Source organism: Campylobacter pinnipediorum subsp. caledonicus, assembly GCF_002022005.1.
Taxonomy (GTDB): domain Bacteria; phylum Campylobacterota; class Campylobacteria; order Campylobacterales; family Campylobacteraceae; genus Campylobacter_A; species Campylobacter_A caledonicus.
Genome location: NZ_CP017258.1, coordinates 1,524,923 through 1,545,772, shown reverse-complemented (window position 1 = coordinate 1,545,772; position 20,850 = coordinate 1,524,923). Strand labels below are relative to the sequence as shown.

Genomic DNA, 20,850 nt, shown 5'->3' with positions numbered 1-20,850 from the left:
ATTTAAGGAGAAAAAATGAAAATTTCAATGATTGCTAGTGCAACTATTATAGGTGCAATGATAACGATAAATGCTTATGGTGGTTCATCTTTGGATGAAATAAATAATGCACAAAAAGAAAAATCAGACTTGATAAAAAAACTAGAAGAAGCTAGTAAAGATGGATATCTTGAAAAACTTAAACAAGAAAAAGAAAAAATTGAAAAAGAAAAAGATCAAATTTTAAAACCACAAAAAGAAGTAGAAAAATTAAAAGAACAAGCCCAACAAGCAAAAACAGCAGCAGAAATAGCAAAAGAACAAAGAAAAGCGGCTGAAGAAGCAAAAAAACAAGCAGAAACAAAAGCATTTGAAAAAGATGGAAAAACAAAAACTATTTTAAATAAAACAATTGAAGAACAAGTTGAATTATACGGTGCATTACAGGAATTAAATTATAAGAATTTTAAAGGTTCTAAAAAGGATCTTAGAGAAGCTATTGATATTTTAAAAGGTGACGGTGACTATGCTTATGACAAATTCGAAAAATTAGCAAAAGATAAAGAGGGCATTAACAATGATCAAAAAATAGATATATTAGAAAAACTACATAAAATAGGTTTGGTTGTTGAAGCAAAGTTTAACGAACTTAAATTAGAAAAAGAAAAAGATAAAAAGAAAGAATTGACAGAAGAGCTAAATGGTATTATAGGCAATAATAATGGCGAAGGTTTAATAAAACTAATAGGACATGTGAGAGATGAAGCAGATAATATTAAAAAAGAATTAGAAAAAATAATTACAGCTAGAGATAAAATCCAAGAAGAAACTAATAAAATCACAAAACAAGAAAAATTAATAGAAGAGTTAAAACCAAAACTAAATAAAGCACAACAAGAACTAGAACAAGCCAAAAAAGAAGCCGAAAAAGCATTACAAGATTTAGAACCAAAACTAGAACAAGCCGAAAAAGAACTAAAACAAGCCCAAGAACTAGCTAAATTAGCAAAAGACCCAGAAGCAAGAAAAAAAGCCTTAGCAGAACTAGATGAAAAACTAGAAAAAGCCAAAAAAGATAGAGCAGAGGCTATATCAAGTGATAAAAATTTAGAACTAAACAAAGATGAAGCTCAAACAACATCATCTTTATTATCTGTTGTTAATAATAAAGAGGTTGAAAATTTACTACTTAATGTTAAAGCCAAAGACATAGCTACTTTAGCTAAAAATATAAATAGCACATTAGAAGAAGTTTCAAAAGAGTTTAAAGACAATAAAACAGTAGATACACTTTTATCAAGTGTTGGTTCAGCTATAAACTCAAGACTTGCTAAACTAAGCAATCCATTAAATGATGATCTAGCATTAGCTTATGCTATAAAAAATCTAAGTGATAATAAATTTGCAGATAATGCAGATACTCTTTCAAGTGTAGTAAAAGAGTATACAAATAGATTTAACTATGACAGCAACCTATGGGGAAATATCATGGGTGGTAAAGCTAAATTAAAATCTCAAGCAAATACAAATACTTATGGATTTATGCTAGGTTATGATAAAGCATTTGATAATATGATAATTGGTGGATATGCTGGATATACTAATGCTAAGTCATCAAGCAATACACTAACAACCAAATCAGATAACTACCACTTTGGTGCTTATACTAGAATGTATATTGATCAAAACGAAATAGATGCTAAAGTATCTTATGGTAAAGGTAAAAACAAACTAGATAGAAAAGTAACTACAAACCCAGACTTTGATGCTAATGGTAAATATAATACTAAATTCTTTGATGCAAGTATTGATTATGGTCATATATTTGATACAAACAACAACTCTTTTATGAAACCAATGATTGGTTTAGAATATAGCCATGTAAGTACTAAAGGCTTTAAAGAAACTGGTAAAGTTCCTGTAAGCTTTAAAGGAACTACTGTAAAAACACTATCAGCTAAAGCAGCAGTAGAGTTTAGAAAATACATAGCAAACGGTAACTTCTTATACATAACTCCAGGTATCCAAAAAGAGTTACGTAAAAGTATGAAAGATACAGAACTAGCATTTGTAAACTCAACAGAAAATATCAAATATGCATCTAAAAAAGATAAGCATACATTCTTTACACTTAAAACAGGTGCAGAGATGAAACTAACTGATAATCTATCTACAAATATAAACTTTGGCGTAAAAGCTAAATCAGAATCAAAATACTACAATGGAACTGTAGGACTTTCTTATAAGTTTTAATGTCTAGATAAACTATAACAACCACTGATTTATGTTGGTGGTTGTTATGTGTTATATTTATATTTTTTCTTTGTAAAAAACTAATTTTTATATCAAATAATTTGTTTTAATGTGTCTCATAATGCAAAATAGCTTAAAATAAATCGTTTACTTCTTCTAGGCTTAACAAATCCACCTATAAAATAGTAATAAACAAGTAGTGTTCTTTAAGAGCCTTGTGATTTACTTCTATGATTTTGTTATTTGATTTTTTATTTATCATTTATTGCTAAATTTTTGAAAGATTTTTAGTGCGTTGAAGCTCTTGTAAATCCTTAAAATTTATACTACTTGATTTGTCTGGGTTTAATTTGTCGTATTGGTTTATCTAAATTTGATATTTATTTTTTAATATTTTTTTGCTCAGTTTGATAAATTAATAATCAGTATTTTATGGGGAAAATATTTTTTATAATAATAGTTGGTTGCACTTAAATGTGCAACCAAATGAGGTTTATTCGGCTATTTCGTCGCTAAAATCAGCTGTAGCTAAACGTTTTAATTGGCGATATCTTCTTTGAGCATCTGCCTTGTTGTGATCAAACAACTCTTGTGCATGCTCAGCATTTGCTTTTTTAAGAGCGTTATATCTTACTTCGTTTAGTAAGAATGACTCATAAAGACTCCAATCAGGCTCTTTAGAGGTTATTTTGATTGGGTTTTTACCAGCTCTTAATAGCTCTGGATCATAAATATAAGTTGGCCAGTAACCACATTTTGTTGCTAGTTCAGCTTGGTTACCTGATTGTGATAGACCACCTTTGATACCGTGAGCTATACAAGGAGAGTATGCTATTACAAGGCTAGGGCCATTATATGCTTCAGCTGCTAACATCGCTTTTATAACATTTACTTGTGAAGCATTTGAGTTTACTTGAGCAACAAATATATTGCCATAACTCATTGCTATATAACCAAGGTCTTTTTTCTGAACAGGTTTTCCGCTAGCTGTAAATTGTGCTATTGAGCCAGTTCTTGATGATTTTGAGCTTTGGCCACCAGTGTTAGAATAAACCTCTGTATCTAGAACCAGTACATTTATATTTTCACCACTAGCTAAAACATGGTCAAGACCACCAAAGCCTATATCATAAGCCCAGCCATCACCACCTATTATCCATTGAGATTTTGAGTTGAAGTATTTTTTAAGGCATAGTAGTTCATTAACACCTTCAACATCTTTGTTTTGATTTAGTATTTCTATAAGCTTATCTGCTATTTGCATACTTGCAACAGAGTCATTTCTGCGCTCCAACCAGTCATTATATAATGCTGCAAGAGAATTTGGAACTTGATCTTTTGTTCTAAGCATTATATCTTCTATACGATGACGCATAGTTTCAGAAGCTATCTTCATACCCATACCAAACTCAGCATTGTCTTCAAATAGTGAGTTAGCCCAAGCTACACCACGACCTTTTGAGTTTTTAGTATAAGGAGTTGAAGGCGCAGAGCCACCATAGATTGAACTACAACCAGTTGCATTTGCGATTATCATATGATCGCCAAACAATCTTGTTAAAAGTGTTATGTAAGGAGTTTCGCCACATCCAGGGCAAGCACCGTGGAATTCAAATAAAGGTTGAGCAAAACCTACATTTTTAACATTGTCTTTTCCAGTTATATCATCTTTGTATGTAACTTCTTTAAATAGATAATCAGCATTTACTTGCTCATTTTTATCCATCTCTTCTTCAAGTGGAACCATTACAAGTGATTTTTCTTTGCTTGGGCAGTTTTGTGCGCAAAGTTCACAACCTGTACAGTCAAGAGGGCTAACTTGGATTTTGTATTTTAATCCTTTAACTTCTTTACCTTTTGCCTCTAGAACGTGATCTTTAACTGTTTGAGGAGCTTTTTCTAACTCTTCATCGTTTATAAGGAATGGGCGAATAACAGCGTGTGGGCAAACAAACGCACATTGGTTACATTGGATACAATTTTCTTCTATCCATTTTGGAACTGTTACACCAACACCACGTTTTTCATAAGCTGTTGTTCCTGACTCAAAGTGTCCATCTTCAAATCCTATAAAGGCTGAAACAGGTAATTGGTCGCCTTTTGCTGCATTGATAGGTTTTACAACTTTTTCAATAAATTCACTACCAACATAGTTATTTGTTTCTACTTTTTTCTCATCTTCTAAATTTGCCCAGCTAGGGTCAACTTCAACTTTTACAAGCTCATCAGCACCTCTGTCTATAGCTTGATAGTTCATTTCAACTATAGCTTCACCTTTTTTGTTATAAGTTTTGTATGCATACTCTTTCATATATTTTTGAGCATCTTCAAAAGGTATAATTTTTGCAAGTTTAAAGAATGCAGATTGCATAATAGTATTTGTTCTATTTTTCAATCCTATTTCGTGAGCTAATTTTGTTGCATTAATGATATAAAAATTAACTTTTTTCTTAGCAAGTATTCTTTTTACTTTGTTTGGAATTTTTGCGATTGTTTCTTCTGCATCCCAAATAGAGTTAAGAAGGAATGTTCCGTTCTCTCTAATTCCACCTATAACATCATAGATATCAAGATACGCAGCAACAGAGCATGCAACAAAGTGAGGAGTTGAAACTAGATAAGTAGATCTTATAGGATTTTTTCCAAATCTCAAGTGGCTTCTTGTGTAACCACCAGATTTTTTACTATCATATGCAAAATAAGCTTGTGCATAAAGATCTGTTTTGTCTCCGATAATTTTAATTGAGTTTTTGTTAGCACCAACTGTACCATCAGCACCAAGACCATAGAATAGGCACTCTATAGCATCTTTGTCGCTTAGTGAAATTTTTTCTCCAACCTCTAATGACTTAAATGTAACATCATCAACGATACCAACAGTGAAGCCATTTTTAGGATTGTCTAGTTTTAGGTTGTCATAAACAGCTATCATTTGAGCAGGATCTACGTCTTTCGAGCTTAGACCATATCTTCCACCTACTATGATAGGATTTAACTCGCTACCGTAAAATGCTGTTTTTATATCAAGATATAAAGGCTCACCTAATGAACCAGGCTCTTTTGTTCTATCTAAAACAGCGATTTTTTTAACAGTTTTTGGCATAACATCAAATAGATATTTTGTACTAAATGGACGATATAGATGAACTTTTATAACACCTACTTTTTCGCCTTTTTCTATTAGATGATCTATAACTTCTTCTAATGTTTGTGTAACAGAACCAATTGCAATTATTATTCTGTCAGCTTCAGGGTGTCCGTAATAGTTAAAAGGTTTATAATCTCTTCCTGTTATTTGTGAAATTTCTTTTAAATAACCAGCTACTATATCAGGCACAGCATCATAGTATTTGTTTGATAATTCTCTTGTTTGGAAATATATGTCATCATTTTGTGCTGTTCCTCTTGTTTTAGGACTTTCAGAGTTTATAGCTTCATCTCTAAACTTAGCTATAGCATCTCTATCAACAAGTCTATCAAAATGGGCATAATCCATAAGCTCAACTTTTTGTATTTCATGGCTTGTTCTAAAACCATCAAAGAAATGCAAGAAAGGAACTCTACCTTTTATGGCTGATAAGTGAGCTACACCAGCTAGATCCATTGTTTCTTGGACAGAACCACTAGCAAGCATTGCAAATCCAGTTTGACGACAGGCATATATATCTTGGTGATCTCCAAAGATAGAAAGCGCTTGTGCCGCGATACTTCTAGCACTAACATGTATTACAGCAGGCAATAGCTGACCAGCCATCTTATACATGTTTGGTATTTTAAGTAAAAGACCTTGCGATGCTGTATATGTTGTAGTTAAAGCACCTGCTTGCAAAGAACCATGTACAACACCAGCCGCACCTGCTTCACTTTGCATTTCTATAATCTTAACAGGCATTCCAAAGATATTTTTCTTTCCTTGGCTAGCCCATACATCTGTATAATCAGCCATAGGCGAACTAGGTGTTATTGGATAAATACCAGCAACTTCTGTAAAGGCATAAGCAGAATAAGCAGCTGCTTCATTACCATCCATTGTTTTCATTGGTTTCGTTGGTTTACTCATGTTCGTATCCTTTTCTTTAAGGTATTTGTTTTTTCAAACTTAAATTATATTATAATTTTTTTAACTATTACTTAATTTTTTTTAAAAAAAATTAAGTATAAAATCATATTATAAATATATATTTTTAATTTAATAATTTTTTTATATTTTCTTCAGTTAATAGAGTGCTGTCATATTTTATAAATTTATTATTTTCATCTGCAAATATATCAAACACACCTTTTAGTCTTATTATTTTTTTTAAATCAACATCTTTTTCTAATTCTATTATTTTAAAAACTCTTGGATCTTTCATGTTTAATAGTGCTATAAACCACAATAAACATATAATAACACAAAGTATAGCTAGTTCGAACATGCCGTATTCGTGAAGTATATATCCCCCAAGTATGCCACCTATGGAGCTTCCAAGATAACCAAATGCATTAAATACACCTAAAGCACTTCCTCTTTGTTGTGTTTTTACAAATTTTGTTGCACAAGATTGCATTATAGGCTCATGTAAGTTAAATCCTATAAAAAATATCACAACACCAGCTATAAATACAAATGGTGTTTTTGCAATACTAAACACACTATAACAGCTTATAAATAACACAACTCCGATTAGCAAAATGTATTTTGACATTCCTTTTTTGTCACCTATAAACCCACCAATGCCCATCGCAATAAATCCAAATAACGTACTAGTGGCATAAACTGTTGATAGATCAGATTTAGGATATCCAAGATTTTTAACTAGTATAATTGGTATGGTTAAAAATGCTATGCTTGTTAACATTTTTTGTATAAGACTTGTGAGATTTATTATCATAAGGTCTTTTTGTGAAAATAATTGCAATAAAGAAAATTTTTCTTTATTTTTGTGATTTAGTATCTTTTTCTCTTTTGGAACAGCTGTAAATAAAAGTATTATACATAATACGCTAAGCAGTCCGCTTATATAAAATAAAGAACCTATGCCGTATTTTTCACTTAAAATAGGGCTTAATGACATGGATGCTGAAAAAGCAATACCTATAAAAATACCCATTATAGCCATTGCTTTTGAGCGATTTTCTTCTGTGGTACAATCACTAATCATAGCCGTTACGACAGCCCCTATGGCTCCTACACCTTGAAGCAGTCTGCCTGCTATCATCGTATATATATCTGTTGCATTTGCTGCTATGAAAGAGCCTGCTATAAATATAAGTAAGCCTATCGTAAGTGTTTTTTTTCTTCCTATTTTGTCGGATAAAATACCAAATGGTATTTGAAAGATCATCTGTGTTATCGCATAGCCACCTATTAAAAAACCAACTAATTTTTCGTTTGCACCATCTAATTTTAGTGCATATAAACTAAGCACTGGCAAAACTATAAAGATGCCAAAAAATCTATTTCCAACAATAAAACTAAGCGGTAAAACACTTTTAAGCATATTTCTTCCCTATTTTTTGTGTAAATGTCAATTTTAGCACACTTTTTAAATTTAAACAACATTTTGATAAAATAAAGAGATTTTAAAAATACAAAAAAAGGTCTAAAATTGAAAATTGTTTTAGCTACTTCAAATAAAGATAAAGTAAAAGAGATCAAGGAATTTCTAAAAGATTATGAAATTTATGCCTTAAGTGAGATAATGCAACCATTTGAAATAGTAGAAAGTGGCTCTACATTTAAGGAAAATGCGCTTATAAAATCAAATGCCGTATATGATAAGCTAAAAGAGCTTGGACTTGATGATGAGTTTGTAGCCCTTAGTGATGATAGTGGAATTTGTGTTGATGTGCTTGGTGGAAGACCTGGGATTTACTCTGCTCGTTTTAGTGGTGAAAATGCAACAGATAAGAGCAATAGAACAAAGCTCATACAAGAGCTAAATGGACTAAATATCACAACCGCACAAGCGCACTATGTAGCCTGTATAGCGATTTCTTCTAAATTTGGAGAGTTTTGTACTCATGGATTTATGTATGGAGATGTGATTAATGAGGAGCGTGGAGATAACGGCTTTGGCTATGACTTTATGTTTGTGCCAAATGGTTTTGATAAGACTGTTGGTGAGCTTGATTATCAGACAAAACTAGAAATTTCTCATCGCTCAAAGGGCTTAGAGTTGGCAAAAATAGTGCTAAAAACTTTACAAAAAAAGTTTGCTAGATAAATTTAGCTTTTGAATTAAGCTGGCTTATTAGTGTAAATTTTTAAAATAAGCCTAAATATAATATAATCACACAAATTTTTAAAAAGGATTATTAATGTCAAATATATTGATAATAGGCGCTGGCGGTGTAAGTCAAGTAGCTACCGTTAAATGCGCTATGAATAGCGATGTTTTTACAAGCATAACACTGGCAAGTAGGACAAAAAGCAAATGTGATGCGATAGCTGCTTTTATAAAACAAAAAGTTGGAGTTGATATAAAAACCGAGCAAATTGATGCTGATGACACCGATGCAGTTGTAGAGCTTATAAAAAAGACAGGTGCTGATTTGCTTTTAAATGTGGCTTTGCCTTATCAGGACCTTACTTTGATGGATGCTTGCGTAAAGGCTGGAATTCCTTATATAGATACTGCAAACTATGAACATCCAGATACTGCAAAGTTTGAGTATAAGCTTCAATGGGAAAAAGATGAAAACTTTAAAAATGCAAACACAATGGCGTTGCTTGGAAGTGGATTTGACCCTGGTGTTACAAATGTTTTTTGTGCTTATGCTCAGCAAAATTTATTTGATGAGATACATGAGATCGATATCTTAGACTGTAATGCCGGAGATCACGGATATCCTTTTGCTACAAATTTTAATCCCGAGATAAACCTTAGAGAGGTATCAGCAAACGGAAGATACTGGGAAAATGGCGAGTGGATAGAGACAAAGCCTATGGAGATTTCTTTTGCTTGGGATTATCCAAAGGTTGGTGTAAAGGATAGTTATCTGCTTTATCACGAAGAGCTTGAAAGCTTGATAAAAAACATAAAAGGGCTTAAAAGAATAAGATTTTTTATGACTTTTGGACAAAGCTATCTAACGCATATGCAATGCTTACAAAATGTGGGAATGTTACGTATTGATGAGGTAGAGCATAACGGTGTTAAGATAGTGCCTATTCAGTTTTTAAAGACACTTTTGCCAGATCCTGCTAGTCTTGGTCCTAGAACAAAGGGCAAGACAAATATAGGTTGTGTGATAAGAGGTATACATCAAGGAAAAGAGAGACAAGTTTATATATATAATGTATGTGATCACGAAGAGTGTTATAAAGAGACTGGCGCCCAAGCTGTTAGCTACACAACAGGTGTTCCTGCTATGATAGGCTCTATGATGGTAGCGAAAGGTATTTGGAATGGCAAAGGTGTATTTAATATGGAAAATTTCAATGCCAAAGAATTTATGGATGAGTTAAACAAACAAGGACTTCCTTGGGAGATAATAGAAATGAAACCGGGCGAGAGATACGAAATGATAAGAAAAATTTAATTTTTGCTTTTTATGATATAAATTTTACAGCCAAAATTTTGGCTGTAAAGAGTGATTAAACTACTGAAGTAATTTTAATACGTTTTGTTGAACACTATTAGCTTGACTCATAGCATAAGAGCCTGATTGAGCTAGTATGTTGTATTTTGAGAAGTTTGCTGATTCTGCTGCAAAGTCTACATCTCTTATTTGTGATTCTGCTGATTTAACATTTACTTGTGTTACTGTTATGTTGTTTACAGTAGCTACTAGTTGGTTTTGAACAGAACCTAGGTCAGATCTAATAAAGTCTAGTGTTCTTTGAGCTGACTCAGCTATATCCATAACAGCCATAGCACCACGTAGAGTCATAACACCTGCTGCTTGGGCAGAGGTCATAGCGGCTTTAGACATACGTTGAAATCCCATAGCGGCAGCTGTGTCTGATGCTATCTGTCCTTTTATCTCTCTAAGAGAGACAGATTTTTGATTTCCACCACTACCATCAGCAGCAGCAGTAAATGCTACAGAAAATTTACCACTATCATCACCACTACTTATCTTTATATCTCTACCATCAAGACGAACAAGGTTAAGGCGACCTATAAACATGTTTTTACTTAGCGAAATCTTATCTGATACACCTAAACGTTTACCAATGTCTTGTTTACCAGCTTCGGAACCACCAGAAATTTTTATAGCACGACCATCACGACTTGTTAATACAAGCTTGCCTTGTGGATCTATAGATGCTTCTACACCTGTTTGATCTTTTACAGCATTTATAGCATTTACTAGTGTTCCGTTGCTATCATTTGCTTTAACTTCAAGGTCACCTATCTTAACACCGTTTATATTTAACGAGACTATAGATCCAGCAGTAATAGCTTTACTAGCTATAATGGTAACATCAAACGTAGCCCTTACACCACTTTGATCTGCTACTTTGTTTATGTTTTCAGCTAAAGCACCGATACCTTTACCAAGACCATAAGATAGTTCTGTTGCTGCAACTTTTACATTGTTTATACCATCAACGTTTATAAATGTTAAGCTAACAGCGCCTTTTCCTGTTGCTGTTATCAGCTTACTACTCTCAAACCTAGTTAAACCTATCTTATCAGATGTAGTAGCACCTATACTAGCTTTTACTGTTTGGTTTGAGTATGCACCTATTTGAAACTCTTTATTTGAGAATGTTCCATTTAGTAGTTGTTGACCGTTAAATGATGTAGAGTTACCTATGTTATCTAGTTCTTCCATAAGTCTTACTATGTCAGCTTGTAGTGCTTGTCTTGATCTTGTTGTTTGACCATCTTGAGCTGCTTGAGTAGCTTTTACTTTGATAGTATCAAGTATTTTAAGTTGCTCATCCATAGCTTTATCAGCTACTTGTATGATACCTATAGCATCATTACCATTTGCTATAGCTTGACCTAAAGCACTTGCTTGTGATCTTAAGCTATCTGCAATAGCTAGACCAGAAGCATCATCTGCTGCTGTTTGAATTCTCAAACCTGATGAAAGTCTACCTAGTGAGTTAGCTAAGTTTCTGTTGTTACCAACTGCATTAGCATGTGAGTTCATAGCATTAACGTTTGTATTAATTCTAAAGCTCATTATAAATCCTTTTAATGTTTAATTAATAACCTATCCTTATGGTTATTTGATAATTAAATCGGTTCAAAATTTAGAACCTTTAGGGGGGGGGGGGGAGCAAGAAAATGCGAAAAAAATGCAAATTTTTTAGGAATTTTGTGAATTTTTTAAAATTTACATGAGAATTTGTTAAAGATAAAATTAAGTTTGTGAGTTTGTTAAAAATAGTAAGACTTGGCAGATAAAAGTAAAATTAAACTCAAAAATACAACTCGCCATACAAAAGTTATGTATTTTAAGTCTCTTAAAGATTTCTCATAATCTTTAAGGAATTATTAAGTTAAAGTTTATTGTATAGAAATTGTAAGCTCTTTAAGCCCTACCGCCTTAGCATATCTTAAAATCGTGCTAAATTTTGAGTCTATTGATTGTTCAAATCTAGCCAAATTTGACTGTTTCATATTCATCTTTTTGGCAATTTGAGTTTGTGTCATATTACTTTTGATTCTAGCTTTTATAAGTTGTTTTTTAAGTTCAAACTCTGGTATCAAAGCTTCATACTCTTTTTTAAACTCTTCATCTTTTATCATCTCGTTAAATACACTATCAAAACTAATTGTTCCCATTTTCAAATTCCTTTAATCTATACTTTGCTATTTGCATTATTGATTTTGGTAGTTTATCTTTTTTCTTAACTACACTTATAAGTATTAAAATTTGTTTTCCTTTTTGATAACAATAAATACTTCGTGCTATACCTTCACTTGATTTTGCTCGTATTTCAAAAACCCATCCTGTAAACTTTTTTATATTTATGTTATAGATAGTGCTTTAAATTTGATTTTATGGATTTGTAATTCTAATTTATTTTATTAAAACCTATAATAATACTTTTAAAACTCATAAATAATAAAAAAGCCAAAAGGTTTACCCCTTTGGCTAAAGATTTATATAAATTAAAACTATTGTAATAATTTTAATACGTTTTGTTGAACACTATTAGCTTGACTCATAGCATAAGAGCCTGATTGAGCTAGTATGTTGTATTTTGAGAAGTTTGCTGATTCTGCTGCAAAGTCTACATCTCTTATTTGTGATTCTGCTGATTTAACATTTACTTGTGTTACTGTTATGTTATTTACAGTAGCTACTAGTTGGTTTTGGACAGAACCAAGGTCAGATCTAATAAAGTCTAGTGTTCTTTGAGCTGACTCAGCTATATCCATAACAGCCATAGCACCACGTAGTGTCATAACTCCAGCTGCTTGGGCAGAGGTCATAGCATTACCACTCATTCTATGAAAGCCCATAGCGGCAGCTGTTTTTGAGTTTATCTGACCTTTTATCTCCCTAAGAGATACTGATGCTTCTGCACCGCCGTTACTTTTTTCCTTTGATGAAGCACTAAATGCTGTAGAGAAAGATCCATTAGCATTACCAGCATTTCCACCACTTATCTTAATATCTCTACCATCAAGACGAACAAGGTTTAGACGACCAATAAAACCTTTACTTAAAGCAGAACCTGGCATTTCTTCACCTTTAGTTCCATACCCAAATACTGTTGAAATTTTATCCCCTTCTGCAGGTCCGCCACCAGCAACACTTATAACCCTACCATCTCTACTTGTAAGAACAAGTTTACCTTGTGGATCTATAGATGCTTCTACGCCCGTTTGATCTTTTACTTGATTTATAGCATTTACTAGTGTTCCGTTGCTATCGTTTGTTTTAACAGCAAGATCTCCTATTTTTATACCATTAATAGTTAGGCTTTGCATATTTCCAGATACAACCGCTTTTGCGCCAACCCAAGTAACATCAAATGAAGCCCTTACACCTGTTTGATCTGCTACTTTGTTGATGTTTTCAGCTAAAGCACCAAGACCTTTACCAAGACCTGTTGATATAACAGTAGCTGCAACTTTTACATTGTTTATACCATCAACGTTTATAAAGGTAAGTGTTACTTTACCAGCAGCTGTTATAAACTTACTACTCTCAAACCTAGTTAAACCTATCTTATCAGATGTAGTAGCACCAATACTTGCTTTTACTGTTTGGTTTGAGTATGCACCTATTTGAAACTCTTTATTTGAGAATGTTCCATTTAGTAGTTGTTGACCATTAAATGATGTAGAGTTACCTATGTTATCTAGTTCTTCCATAAGTCTTACTATGTCAGCTTGTAGTGCTTGTCTTGATCTTGTAGTTTGACCATCTTGAGCTGCTTGAGTAGCTTTTACTTTGATAGTATCAAGTATTTTAAGTTGCTCATCCATAGCTTTATCAGCTACTTGTATGATACCTATAGCATCATTACCATTTGCTATAGCTTGACCTAAAGCACTTGCTTGTGATCTTAAACTATCTGCAATAGCTAGACCAGAAGCATCATCTGCTGCTGTTTGAATTCTCAAACCTGATGAAAGTCTACCTAGTGAGTTAGCTAAGTTTCTGTTGTTACCAACTGCATTAGCATGTGAGTTCATAGCATTAACGTTTGTATTAATTCTAAAGCTCATTATAAATCCTTTTAATGTTTAATTAATAACCTATCCTTATGGTTATTTGATAATTAAATCGGTTCAAAATTTAGAACCTTTAGGGGGGGGGGAGCAATAAAATGCGAAAAAAATGCAAATTTTTTAGGAATTTTGTGAATTTTTTAAAATTTACATGAGAATTTGTTAAAGATAAAATTAAGTTTGTGGAATTTTATATGAGAGCTTGAATAAAACAAAAAAATAACAAGAAGGGCAAAAGCCCTTCAGTGATATTTTAAAAACCAGTTCCCCTTAAAGTAACACGTTTTCTATATACATTTGATACCTCTGTAGCATCACCGACTAAAAGAGCATTTGTTGCACAAACAGCAGCACACATAGGAACTTTTCCCTCTGCAATGCGATTTTGTCCGTATAACTCCCTTTCTTGGTGTGAGTTTGTAGGAGCCGGGCCGCCAGCACACATAGTGCATTTATCCATTTCTCCTTTGATACCAAAAGCCCCATCTCTTGGAAATTGAGGCGCACCAAATGGACAAGCATACAAGCAGTATCCACAACCTATACATTTATCCTTGTCATGCAAAACGATACCATCTTCACGAATATAAAAACAATTTACAGGACAAACCTGCTCGCAAGGTGCATCTGTGCAGTGTTGACAAGCTATGGTTGTTGAAATCTCTTTGCCAACTATGCCATCATTTAAAGTTATTACCTTACGGCGATTTATCCCAACTGGAGTTTCATGAGCTGAAGAGCAAGCCACTTGACAAGCAAAACAACTAATACATCTGTTGTTATCAACATAAAATTTCATTCTTGCCATATCTTGCTCCTTACTTTGCTATCTCATCTAAGAAATTTGTTTTAAAGCCCATAGGCTCAGCTTTTTCTAAACGACAAAGACCGGCATTAAACTCAGAAATTTGTGTTACCGGGTCAAAACCGTAGTTTGTTATAGTGTTTGAGCTTTCGCCTATCGTATAAGGCTTTGTGCCTTCTGGATATCTGTCTGATAAATCAACACCTTGCATAATGCCAGCAAAGTTATATGGAAGACAAATTCTATCAGGTGTAACGCTGTGGTTGTGATAGCATTTTACCTTTATCTTTGTGCCTGTTGGTGAGTGTATCCACATCATATCACCATCAAGTATTTCATATTCTAATGCAAGCTCAGGGTTTACATACGCAAACATTTCAGGAGTTATCGCTGATAGGTACTTACTTGTTCTTTCTATCATACCAGCACCACTTAGGTTTACAAGTCTCATTGTACTGATAATAGTTGGGAATTCTTTACTCCAGTTTTCTTTGGTTTGTTCGCTTTTAAATTTAGTTTCAACACGGAAATTTTTCTCTTGGTCATCAAATGTTGGATATTTTTCTACCAAATCAGGGCGTGGCGAGTGGATAGGCTCTCTGTGTTTTGGAATTTGATCTATAAATTCCCAAACAATAGCCCTTGCTTTTGCATTTCCATAAGGTGTAATACCAGCTTCACGGCATTTTTCGAGGATGATTCCGCTATAATCAGTCATCCAATCATCACCCATTTTTGCTTTTTCTTCCTCTGTAAGTTGTATACCGAGAACTTTTTCTATATTTGCTTTTGTTATTTGAGGATACCCACCTTTTACTTTAGCATCTTTTATGCTTATAGCCTCACTTGCTATCAAGCTTTCGCCATCATGTTCTAAGCCAAAGCGATTTCTAAAACCAGAACCACCTTGAGTATAAGGAACATCAGGGCGATATAGTATAGGAGTTCCACTATGTTTTTCATCCCAACAAGGCCAAGGAAGTGCGTAATATTCGCCTTTTACTTCTCCTGCTATACCAAGTTGTGTGTCAGGATCAAAATTTTGCCAGTTAGCTTGATGTCTTCTTAGTCTTTCTGCTCTCCAGCCTGTAAGTCCTATACTTTTGCCCATTCTAGCCATCTCATTTGTGGCATCATCAGGCCAAACAAAAGTATCCTTAACTACTTTTAGTTCTCCGTCAACAACTTCCATTTTTAAAGATTTTGTAAATTCATCATAAAAGCCCCATTTTTTAGCAAATTCAAACATTACCTCATGATCTGGCTTGCTTTCATATAGTGGTTTCACAACTTGACTTCTCCACTGTCCAGCTCTATTTGTTGCAACAACTGTTCCTTCATTTTCAAATTGGGTTGCAACAGGCAAGATATAAACCCCATCTTTTCTATCACTAAGAATTGCAACCTCATTTACAAATGGTTCAGCAACAACCAATAAATCAAGTTTATCTACCGCTTGTTGTATTTTATGAAGATGAGACATTGAAGCGATGCCAGTTCCTTGAACCCAAAGAACTTTTAACTCTCCACTTGAAAATGTTTTTTCCTCTTTTAATACACCTTGCCACCATTTAGCCAAAGACCATCCTTTTTCGTTTCTCCAATTCCTGTCTTCTGGATTTTTAGGGTTGTGATAAAAATACTCTTGGAATTTTGTTCCTTTTACAGCTTCTTTACTAATCTTTTCTTCTTTGGTTGAAACTGCAAATCTTTTGACAAAGTCATCAAATTCAACACCCCATCCTTTGCAGAAATATCTCCATGCTTTATCTCCAAGACCATAATACGTAGGAAGTGTATCTGCTAGGTTGCCCATATCGGTTGCACCTTGAACATTATCGTGCCCTCTTATTATATTACATCCGCCGCCTGGTTTACCCATATTTCCAAGAACTGTTTGTAATATAGATAAAATTCTTGTATTTGAGCTACCAACTGAGTGTTGTGTGATACCAAGTGACCAAGCAACAGTAGCTGGTTTTGTGGTAGCAAATAATTTTGTTATTTGTATTATTTGATCAGCAGGAACTCCTGTAACATTACTTGTTTCCTCAGGTGTCCATTTTTTAGCTTCTTCTTTTATTTTGTCTATTCCGTAAGATCTGTTTTTTATATATTCTTTGTCTTCCCAGCCGTTTTTAAATATCAAGTGTAGCATTCCATACACAAAAGCTATATCTGTACCAGGTCTTAATCTCACATAATGATCAGCTCTTGCTGCTGATTTTGTAAAAATTGGATCAACAACTATTAATTTACAATTGTTTCTATCTTTTGCTTGTAGCATGTGTTTAAATCCTATTGGATTTGCAACTGCTGAGTTTGCACCTATTAAAAGTATTGCTTTTGAATTCGCTGTAACATCACCAAAGTGATTTGTCATAGCGCCATAACCCCAAGTATTTGCGGCACCCGCAACTGAAGCACTATGTCAAATTCTTGCAACGTGATCTATGTTATTTGTTCCCCAAAATGCTGCGAATTTTCTAAAATACCAAGATTGTTCGTTGTTAAACTTAGCAGACCCAAGAAATTCAACACAATCAGGACCATGCTCTTTTCTTATTTCAAGCATTTTGTCACCGATTTCATTAATTGCTGTTTCCCAGCTTATTCTTTGCCACTTACCATCAACTTTTTTCATCGGGTATTTTATTCTTTGTTTGCTCTTTGTTAGATCTATTTGATCTATCCCCTTACAGCAGTGGCTACCTTGTGAAATTGGATGATGAATCGCCATATCTTGGCGAACCCAAACCCCATCTTTTACCTCTGCTTCTATACCACAGCCAGCAGAGCATATAGAACATATAGTTCTTACGGTTTTAGAACCCTCGTATGGATTTGGTATAGCTGTATTCTTGCCTTTTTGAAGTGTTTCGTTTTTATTGCCAAAACAAGCAACACTGCCAGCTCCAAGTGCTGCGAGTTTGAGAAACGAACGTCTTCCTATTTTTTCATTGTTCATAAATCAACCCCTAATAAGCGATTTTATAAAAATGCTCCCACATTTGTGTTTTGTGATAAAGCACCTCTTTTTTATTGGATTTGCCAACTACTACACCATTACTGTCAGCCAAATCAGAAATTTTTGCTGTATCTGCTAGTGTATTTGTTGCAACAACTCCACCTGCTAGTGTTGAAACTTTAAGAGCTTTTCTTAAAAACTCTCTGCGATTTACCTTCATGATTGCAACCCCTGTTTCATAGTTTATATGTAAAATTTGCATATTTATAAAAAGCAAAAATTACAATTTATTTATAAAGCCCATTTCTGGGCAGCCTAAATCATAAAAAACTGAAAATTTATAAAAATTTATTAGTAAAATTCTAAAAAATTTACAAATATGCAAATTTAGCACACTCATTAAAAATAATAAATTAATTTAAAAAATAATGTTATTTTTTCATATTTGTTTAAGTAAAAATGCCTTTTTAGACCTTTGAAGTAACTTTTATATAATTAATATAGTTTTGAGATAGATAAAAAATAAATATACTAAGAGATTTGTTTTGCAATCATAAAAGAAGAAGATAATATTTTTTGCTCTCTAAAAAAGAGAGCAAAAACTAACAATTTACCATTTTAGCTAGGCCGCCAAGTGAAGTTTCTTTGTATTTTGAGTTCATGTCTTTACCTGTTTTATACATGGTTATAATTACCTCATCTAAGCTAACTCTACCTGTTGCATCCCCATATAAAACCATCTTGGCTGCACTTATAGCCTTTATAGCACCTAAGACATTTCTTTCTATACAAGGTATTTGAACCAAACCACCAACGGGATCACATGTAAGACCTAAGTGATGTTCCATTGCGATTTCAGCGGCATTAAAGACTTGTTCGGTGCTTGCACCACTAACTATAGCCATAGCTGCCGCTGCCATAGAACTAGCAACACCTATCTCAGCTTGACATCCAGCCTCAGCACCACTTATGCTTGCATTCTTTTTGTATAAATAACCAATAGCAGCAGCTGTTAGAATAAAATTAATTATTTTTTCTTCATCCATATAAAAACGATGATTTTGGATATATAAAAGCACAGCAGGTATGACACCACAAGCACCATTTGTTGGTGCTGTAACAACTTTACCTCCACTTGCATTTTCTTCTGCTACGGCTCTTGCATACATTGAAACATAATCAATCATAGCAAGTGGATCTAGATCCTCTTTTTGATTTTCATCGAGTCTTTTTTTGATAGCTGGAGCCAATCGCTTTAGGTTTATAATGCCTGGCAAAGTTCTTTCTTTGCTTGTTATACCGTTATTATAGCACTCCATCATAGCATCATAAATTTCAAGACAATATGCCTTTATGTCTTTTTTGCTCATATGCTCACTCTCTCTAAGCATTACAATCTCAGGTATAGAGTGTTTATGTATATTGCAAAGTTCCGATAGTCTTTGGGCGCTTTCAAACTCAAAACTATTGATCTCTTTTTTTGTAAAACCATTAGTTTTACCGCCTATCTCATTAGGTGTTGCTACAAAACCACCACCGGTAGAATAGTAAGTTTGAGTAATGATTGTATTATTATCCTTATCAAAAGCACTTGCTATTAATCCATTTTCGTGCAGAGGAAGCATAGAATCATCAAAAACTATATCTCTATCATATATAAATTCTATTTCATTTATGCCAGATAAAATTAACTTGTTATTGCTAATAGCATTATGTATAATCTCACGCTTTCCTTCAGGTGTTACATCTTTTGGAGCAACACCACAAAGTCCTATAATACACCCTATATCAGTCAAGTGTCCCTTGCCTGTCAGGCTAAGAGATCCATGCAAGACAACTTGCACTCTATGAACATCATTGACTTTATCCCCAAGAAGTTCACAAAATTTATTCATAGCTACTATAGGGCCTATTGTATGAGAACTACTAGGCCCTACGCCTATTTTAAAAATAGATAAAATGCTATCCATGATTTTTATACCATTTTGCCATAAACAACACTTAAGATGGTTAGAGCACCCATTAAAAATACAAAACCATCAAATAGTGGATTTTTAAACTTAGCCATTGCAGGAATTTTATATATCGCAATAATTGGCATTATGAATAATATAGCTGCTATAATTGGCCCACCCAAGTCCTCTATAAAACCTAATATACTTGGATTTATATAGCCTACAACAACGGTGCTTATGTATAAAAATATAGTTGCACCAATTTTTGCAGCACGGCTATTTGGTTTGCCATCTTTACCTTTTGTTTTATGTAGTATTCCGCAAAGTCCTTCATAGGCACCATAGTAGTGTCCAAAGAAAGATGAAGCAATAGCAAGTAGCGCTACTAAAGGACCAGCATAAGCTATGATTGGACTATCAAATTCATTTGCAAAATATGAAAGTACAGGAATATTTGCAGCACGAGCTTTTGCAAAATCATCAGGATTTAAGCATAAAACACTTGAAAAAACAAATATCATAACAAATAACAAAAGTATAACACTAGCACCAAATTCAATTTTGCCTGCATTTGCATCAGTATCATTTGGATACTCTCTTTGAACACTTTGTGCAAATGTTGAGACAATTGGACTATGGTTAAAAGAAAATACAAGCACAGGAAGAGTTAGCCAAATAACACCTAAAAAATCACCCATTGCTGGAACATTTGCTATAGTGTCAAATTTCCAATGTGGCATTAGATATAATGAAAAAGCAAGTAATATAGCACAAAGAGGATAAACAAGGGCGCTACATATCTTTGTAACTATCTCTTCGCTAAATACAAGTACAAACATCATAACACTAACCAAAGCAAAAGCTAAAATGAAGCGATTAGGTTCAGCAAAACCAAGTTGGTGAACTATAAATGAATTTACTGTATTTGTTATACCGACACCGTATGCTAAACAAATAGGAAAGATAGCAAAAAAGTAAAGAAATGTAATAGCAACACCCCAGCCTTGACCAAAATGCTCTGTTACGACTTGTGTTATGTCCATTTGAGGCTTAGAACCTGAGTTAACAAAACGAGCCAAGTTTTTGTGGCTTAAATATGTCATAGGAAAAACTAAAAAACACATTATAACAATAGGCCAAAAACCACCCGTTCCTGCTCTAATAGGTAAAAATAAAATACCTGCACCTACAGCGGTTCCAAAAAGCGATAGCATCCAACGTGCATGAAAAGAATTTATTTTCATAAAATAACCTTTA

General features: G+C 33.5%; 14 protein-coding genes. 3 read left to right on the top strand and 11 right to left on the bottom strand.

Annotated features, from left to right (window positions below; all coding sequences use genetic code 11):
- Window positions 1-15 precede the first annotated feature (15 nt).
- A complete protein-coding gene (locus tag CPIN18021_RS07780) occupies window positions 16-2,232 on the top strand; it encodes an autotransporter outer membrane beta-barrel domain-containing protein (protein ID WP_078424775.1) in 2,217 nt (738 codons plus the stop codon).
- 493 nt (window positions 2,233-2,725) lie between these two features.
- On the opposite strand, the gene nifJ is transcribed toward CPIN18021_RS07780, so the two are convergent.
- On the bottom strand, window positions 2,726-6,292 hold the full coding sequence (gene nifJ, locus CPIN18021_RS07775; protein ID WP_078424774.1) for a pyruvate:ferredoxin (flavodoxin) oxidoreductase: 3,567 nt from the start codon (window positions 6,290-6,292) through the stop codon (window positions 2,726-2,728).
- Between the two features lie 124 nt (window positions 6,293-6,416).
- Window positions 6,417-7,715 carry an MFS transporter gene (locus tag CPIN18021_RS07770; RefSeq protein ID WP_078424773.1) on the bottom strand — a complete coding sequence of 433 codons (1,299 nt, stop codon included), beginning with the start codon at window positions 7,713-7,715 and terminating at the stop codon, window positions 6,417-6,419.
- A gap of 108 nt (window positions 7,716-7,823) precedes the next feature.
- Here CPIN18021_RS07770 and rdgB point away from each other — a divergent pair, with 108 nt between their 5' ends.
- Both rdgB and CPIN18021_RS07760 read left to right on the top strand, forming a co-directional pair.
- Window positions 7,824-8,441, top strand: a complete 618-nt coding sequence (rdgB, locus tag CPIN18021_RS07765; protein ID WP_078424772.1) for an RdgB/HAM1 family non-canonical purine NTP pyrophosphatase — start codon at window positions 7,824-7,826, stop codon at window positions 8,439-8,441.
- Window positions 8,442-8,535: 94 nt separating this feature from the next.
- Window positions 8,536-9,759, top strand: coding sequence for a saccharopine dehydrogenase family protein (locus tag CPIN18021_RS07760; RefSeq protein WP_069636812.1), 1,224 nt, complete (start codon window positions 8,536-8,538; stop codon window positions 9,757-9,759).
- A 60-nt stretch (window positions 9,760-9,819) separates the two neighbouring features.
- Here CPIN18021_RS07760 and CPIN18021_RS07755 read toward each other — a convergent pair whose 3' ends face one another.
- From CPIN18021_RS07755 to CPIN18021_RS07710, 9 genes are all read right to left on the bottom strand, one after another.
- Window positions 9,820-11,358, bottom strand: coding sequence for a flagellin B (locus CPIN18021_RS07755; protein ID WP_078424771.1), 1,539 nt, complete (start codon window positions 11,356-11,358; stop codon window positions 9,820-9,822).
- 326 nt (window positions 11,359-11,684) lie between these two features.
- Window positions 11,685-11,963 (bottom strand): helix-turn-helix domain-containing protein, encoded by a 279-nt coding sequence (locus tag CPIN18021_RS07750; protein ID WP_078423953.1) that lies wholly within the window; start codon window positions 11,961-11,963, stop codon window positions 11,685-11,687.
- A complete protein-coding gene (locus tag CPIN18021_RS07745; RefSeq protein ID WP_226996008.1) occupies window positions 11,950-12,147 on the bottom strand; it encodes a type II toxin-antitoxin system RelE/ParE family toxin in 198 nt (65 codons plus the stop codon). The genes CPIN18021_RS07750 and CPIN18021_RS07745 overlap by 14 nt, the downstream gene beginning before the upstream one ends.
- Before the next feature lie 152 nt (window positions 12,148-12,299).
- A complete protein-coding gene (locus tag CPIN18021_RS07740; RefSeq protein WP_078424770.1) occupies window positions 12,300-13,862 on the bottom strand; it encodes a flagellin B in 1,563 nt (520 codons plus the stop codon).
- Window positions 13,863-14,118: 256 nt separating this feature from the next.
- On the bottom strand, window positions 14,119-14,673 hold the full coding sequence (gene fdh3B, locus CPIN18021_RS07735) for a formate dehydrogenase FDH3 subunit beta (protein WP_078423838.1): 555 nt from the start codon (window positions 14,671-14,673) through the stop codon (window positions 14,119-14,121).
- Window positions 14,674-14,683: 10 nt separating this feature from the next.
- Complete coding sequence (locus tag CPIN18021_RS07730; RefSeq protein ID WP_226995978.1) at window positions 14,684-17,638, bottom strand: formate dehydrogenase subunit alpha; 2,955 nt, start codon at window positions 17,636-17,638, stop codon at window positions 14,684-14,686.
- A 10-nt stretch (window positions 17,639-17,648) separates the two neighbouring features.
- The gene (locus tag CPIN18021_RS07720) at window positions 17,649-17,858 is read right to left on the bottom strand and encodes a Tat pathway signal protein (protein WP_078424767.1); all 210 of its coding nucleotides are present in this window, start codon (window positions 17,856-17,858) and stop codon (window positions 17,649-17,651) included.
- A gap of 382 nt (window positions 17,859-18,240) precedes the next feature.
- Window positions 18,241-19,608 (bottom strand): L-serine ammonia-lyase, encoded by a 1,368-nt coding sequence (locus tag CPIN18021_RS07715; RefSeq protein ID WP_078423834.1) that lies wholly within the window; start codon window positions 19,606-19,608, stop codon window positions 18,241-18,243.
- Between the two features lie 5 nt (window positions 19,609-19,613).
- On the bottom strand, window positions 19,614-20,837 hold the full coding sequence (locus tag CPIN18021_RS07710) for an aromatic amino acid transport family protein (RefSeq protein WP_078424766.1): 1,224 nt from the start codon (window positions 20,835-20,837) through the stop codon (window positions 19,614-19,616).
- Window positions 20,838-20,850 lie beyond the last annotated feature (13 nt).

What these genes read in the sequence shown, in the direction of transcription:
- CPIN18021_RS07780 (WP_078424775.1), top strand. Translation starts at nt 16, where the DNA reads ATGAAAATTTCAATGATTGCTAGTGCAACTATTATAGGTGCAATGATA.
- nifJ (WP_078424774.1), bottom strand. Translation starts at nt 6,292, where the DNA reads ATGAGTAAACCAACGAAACCAATGAAAACAATGGATGGTAATGAAGCA.
- CPIN18021_RS07770 (WP_078424773.1), bottom strand. Translation starts at nt 7,715, where the DNA reads ATGCTTAAAAGTGTTTTACCGCTTAGTTTTATTGTTGGAAATAGATTT.
- CPIN18021_RS07760 (WP_069636812.1), top strand. Translation starts at nt 8,536, where the DNA reads ATGTCAAATATATTGATAATAGGCGCTGGCGGTGTAAGTCAAGTAGCT.
- CPIN18021_RS07755 (WP_078424771.1), bottom strand. Translation starts at nt 11,358, where the DNA reads ATGAGCTTTAGAATTAATACAAACGTTAATGCTATGAACTCACATGCT.
- CPIN18021_RS07750 (WP_078423953.1), bottom strand. Translation starts at nt 11,963, where the DNA reads ATGGGAACAATTAGTTTTGATAGTGTATTTAACGAGATGATAAAAGAT.
- CPIN18021_RS07740 (WP_078424770.1), bottom strand. Translation starts at nt 13,862, where the DNA reads ATGAGCTTTAGAATTAATACAAACGTTAATGCTATGAACTCACATGCT.
- fdh3B (WP_078423838.1), bottom strand. Translation starts at nt 14,673, where the DNA reads ATGGCAAGAATGAAATTTTATGTTGATAACAACAGATGTATTAGTTGT.
- CPIN18021_RS07720 (WP_078424767.1), bottom strand. Translation starts at nt 17,858, where the DNA reads ATGAAGGTAAATCGCAGAGAGTTTTTAAGAAAAGCTCTTAAAGTTTCA.
- CPIN18021_RS07715 (WP_078423834.1), bottom strand. Translation starts at nt 19,608, where the DNA reads ATGGATAGCATTTTATCTATTTTTAAAATAGGCGTAGGGCCTAGTAGT.
- CPIN18021_RS07710 (WP_078424766.1), bottom strand. Translation starts at nt 20,837, where the DNA reads ATGAAAATAAATTCTTTTCATGCACGTTGGATGCTATCGCTTTTTGGA.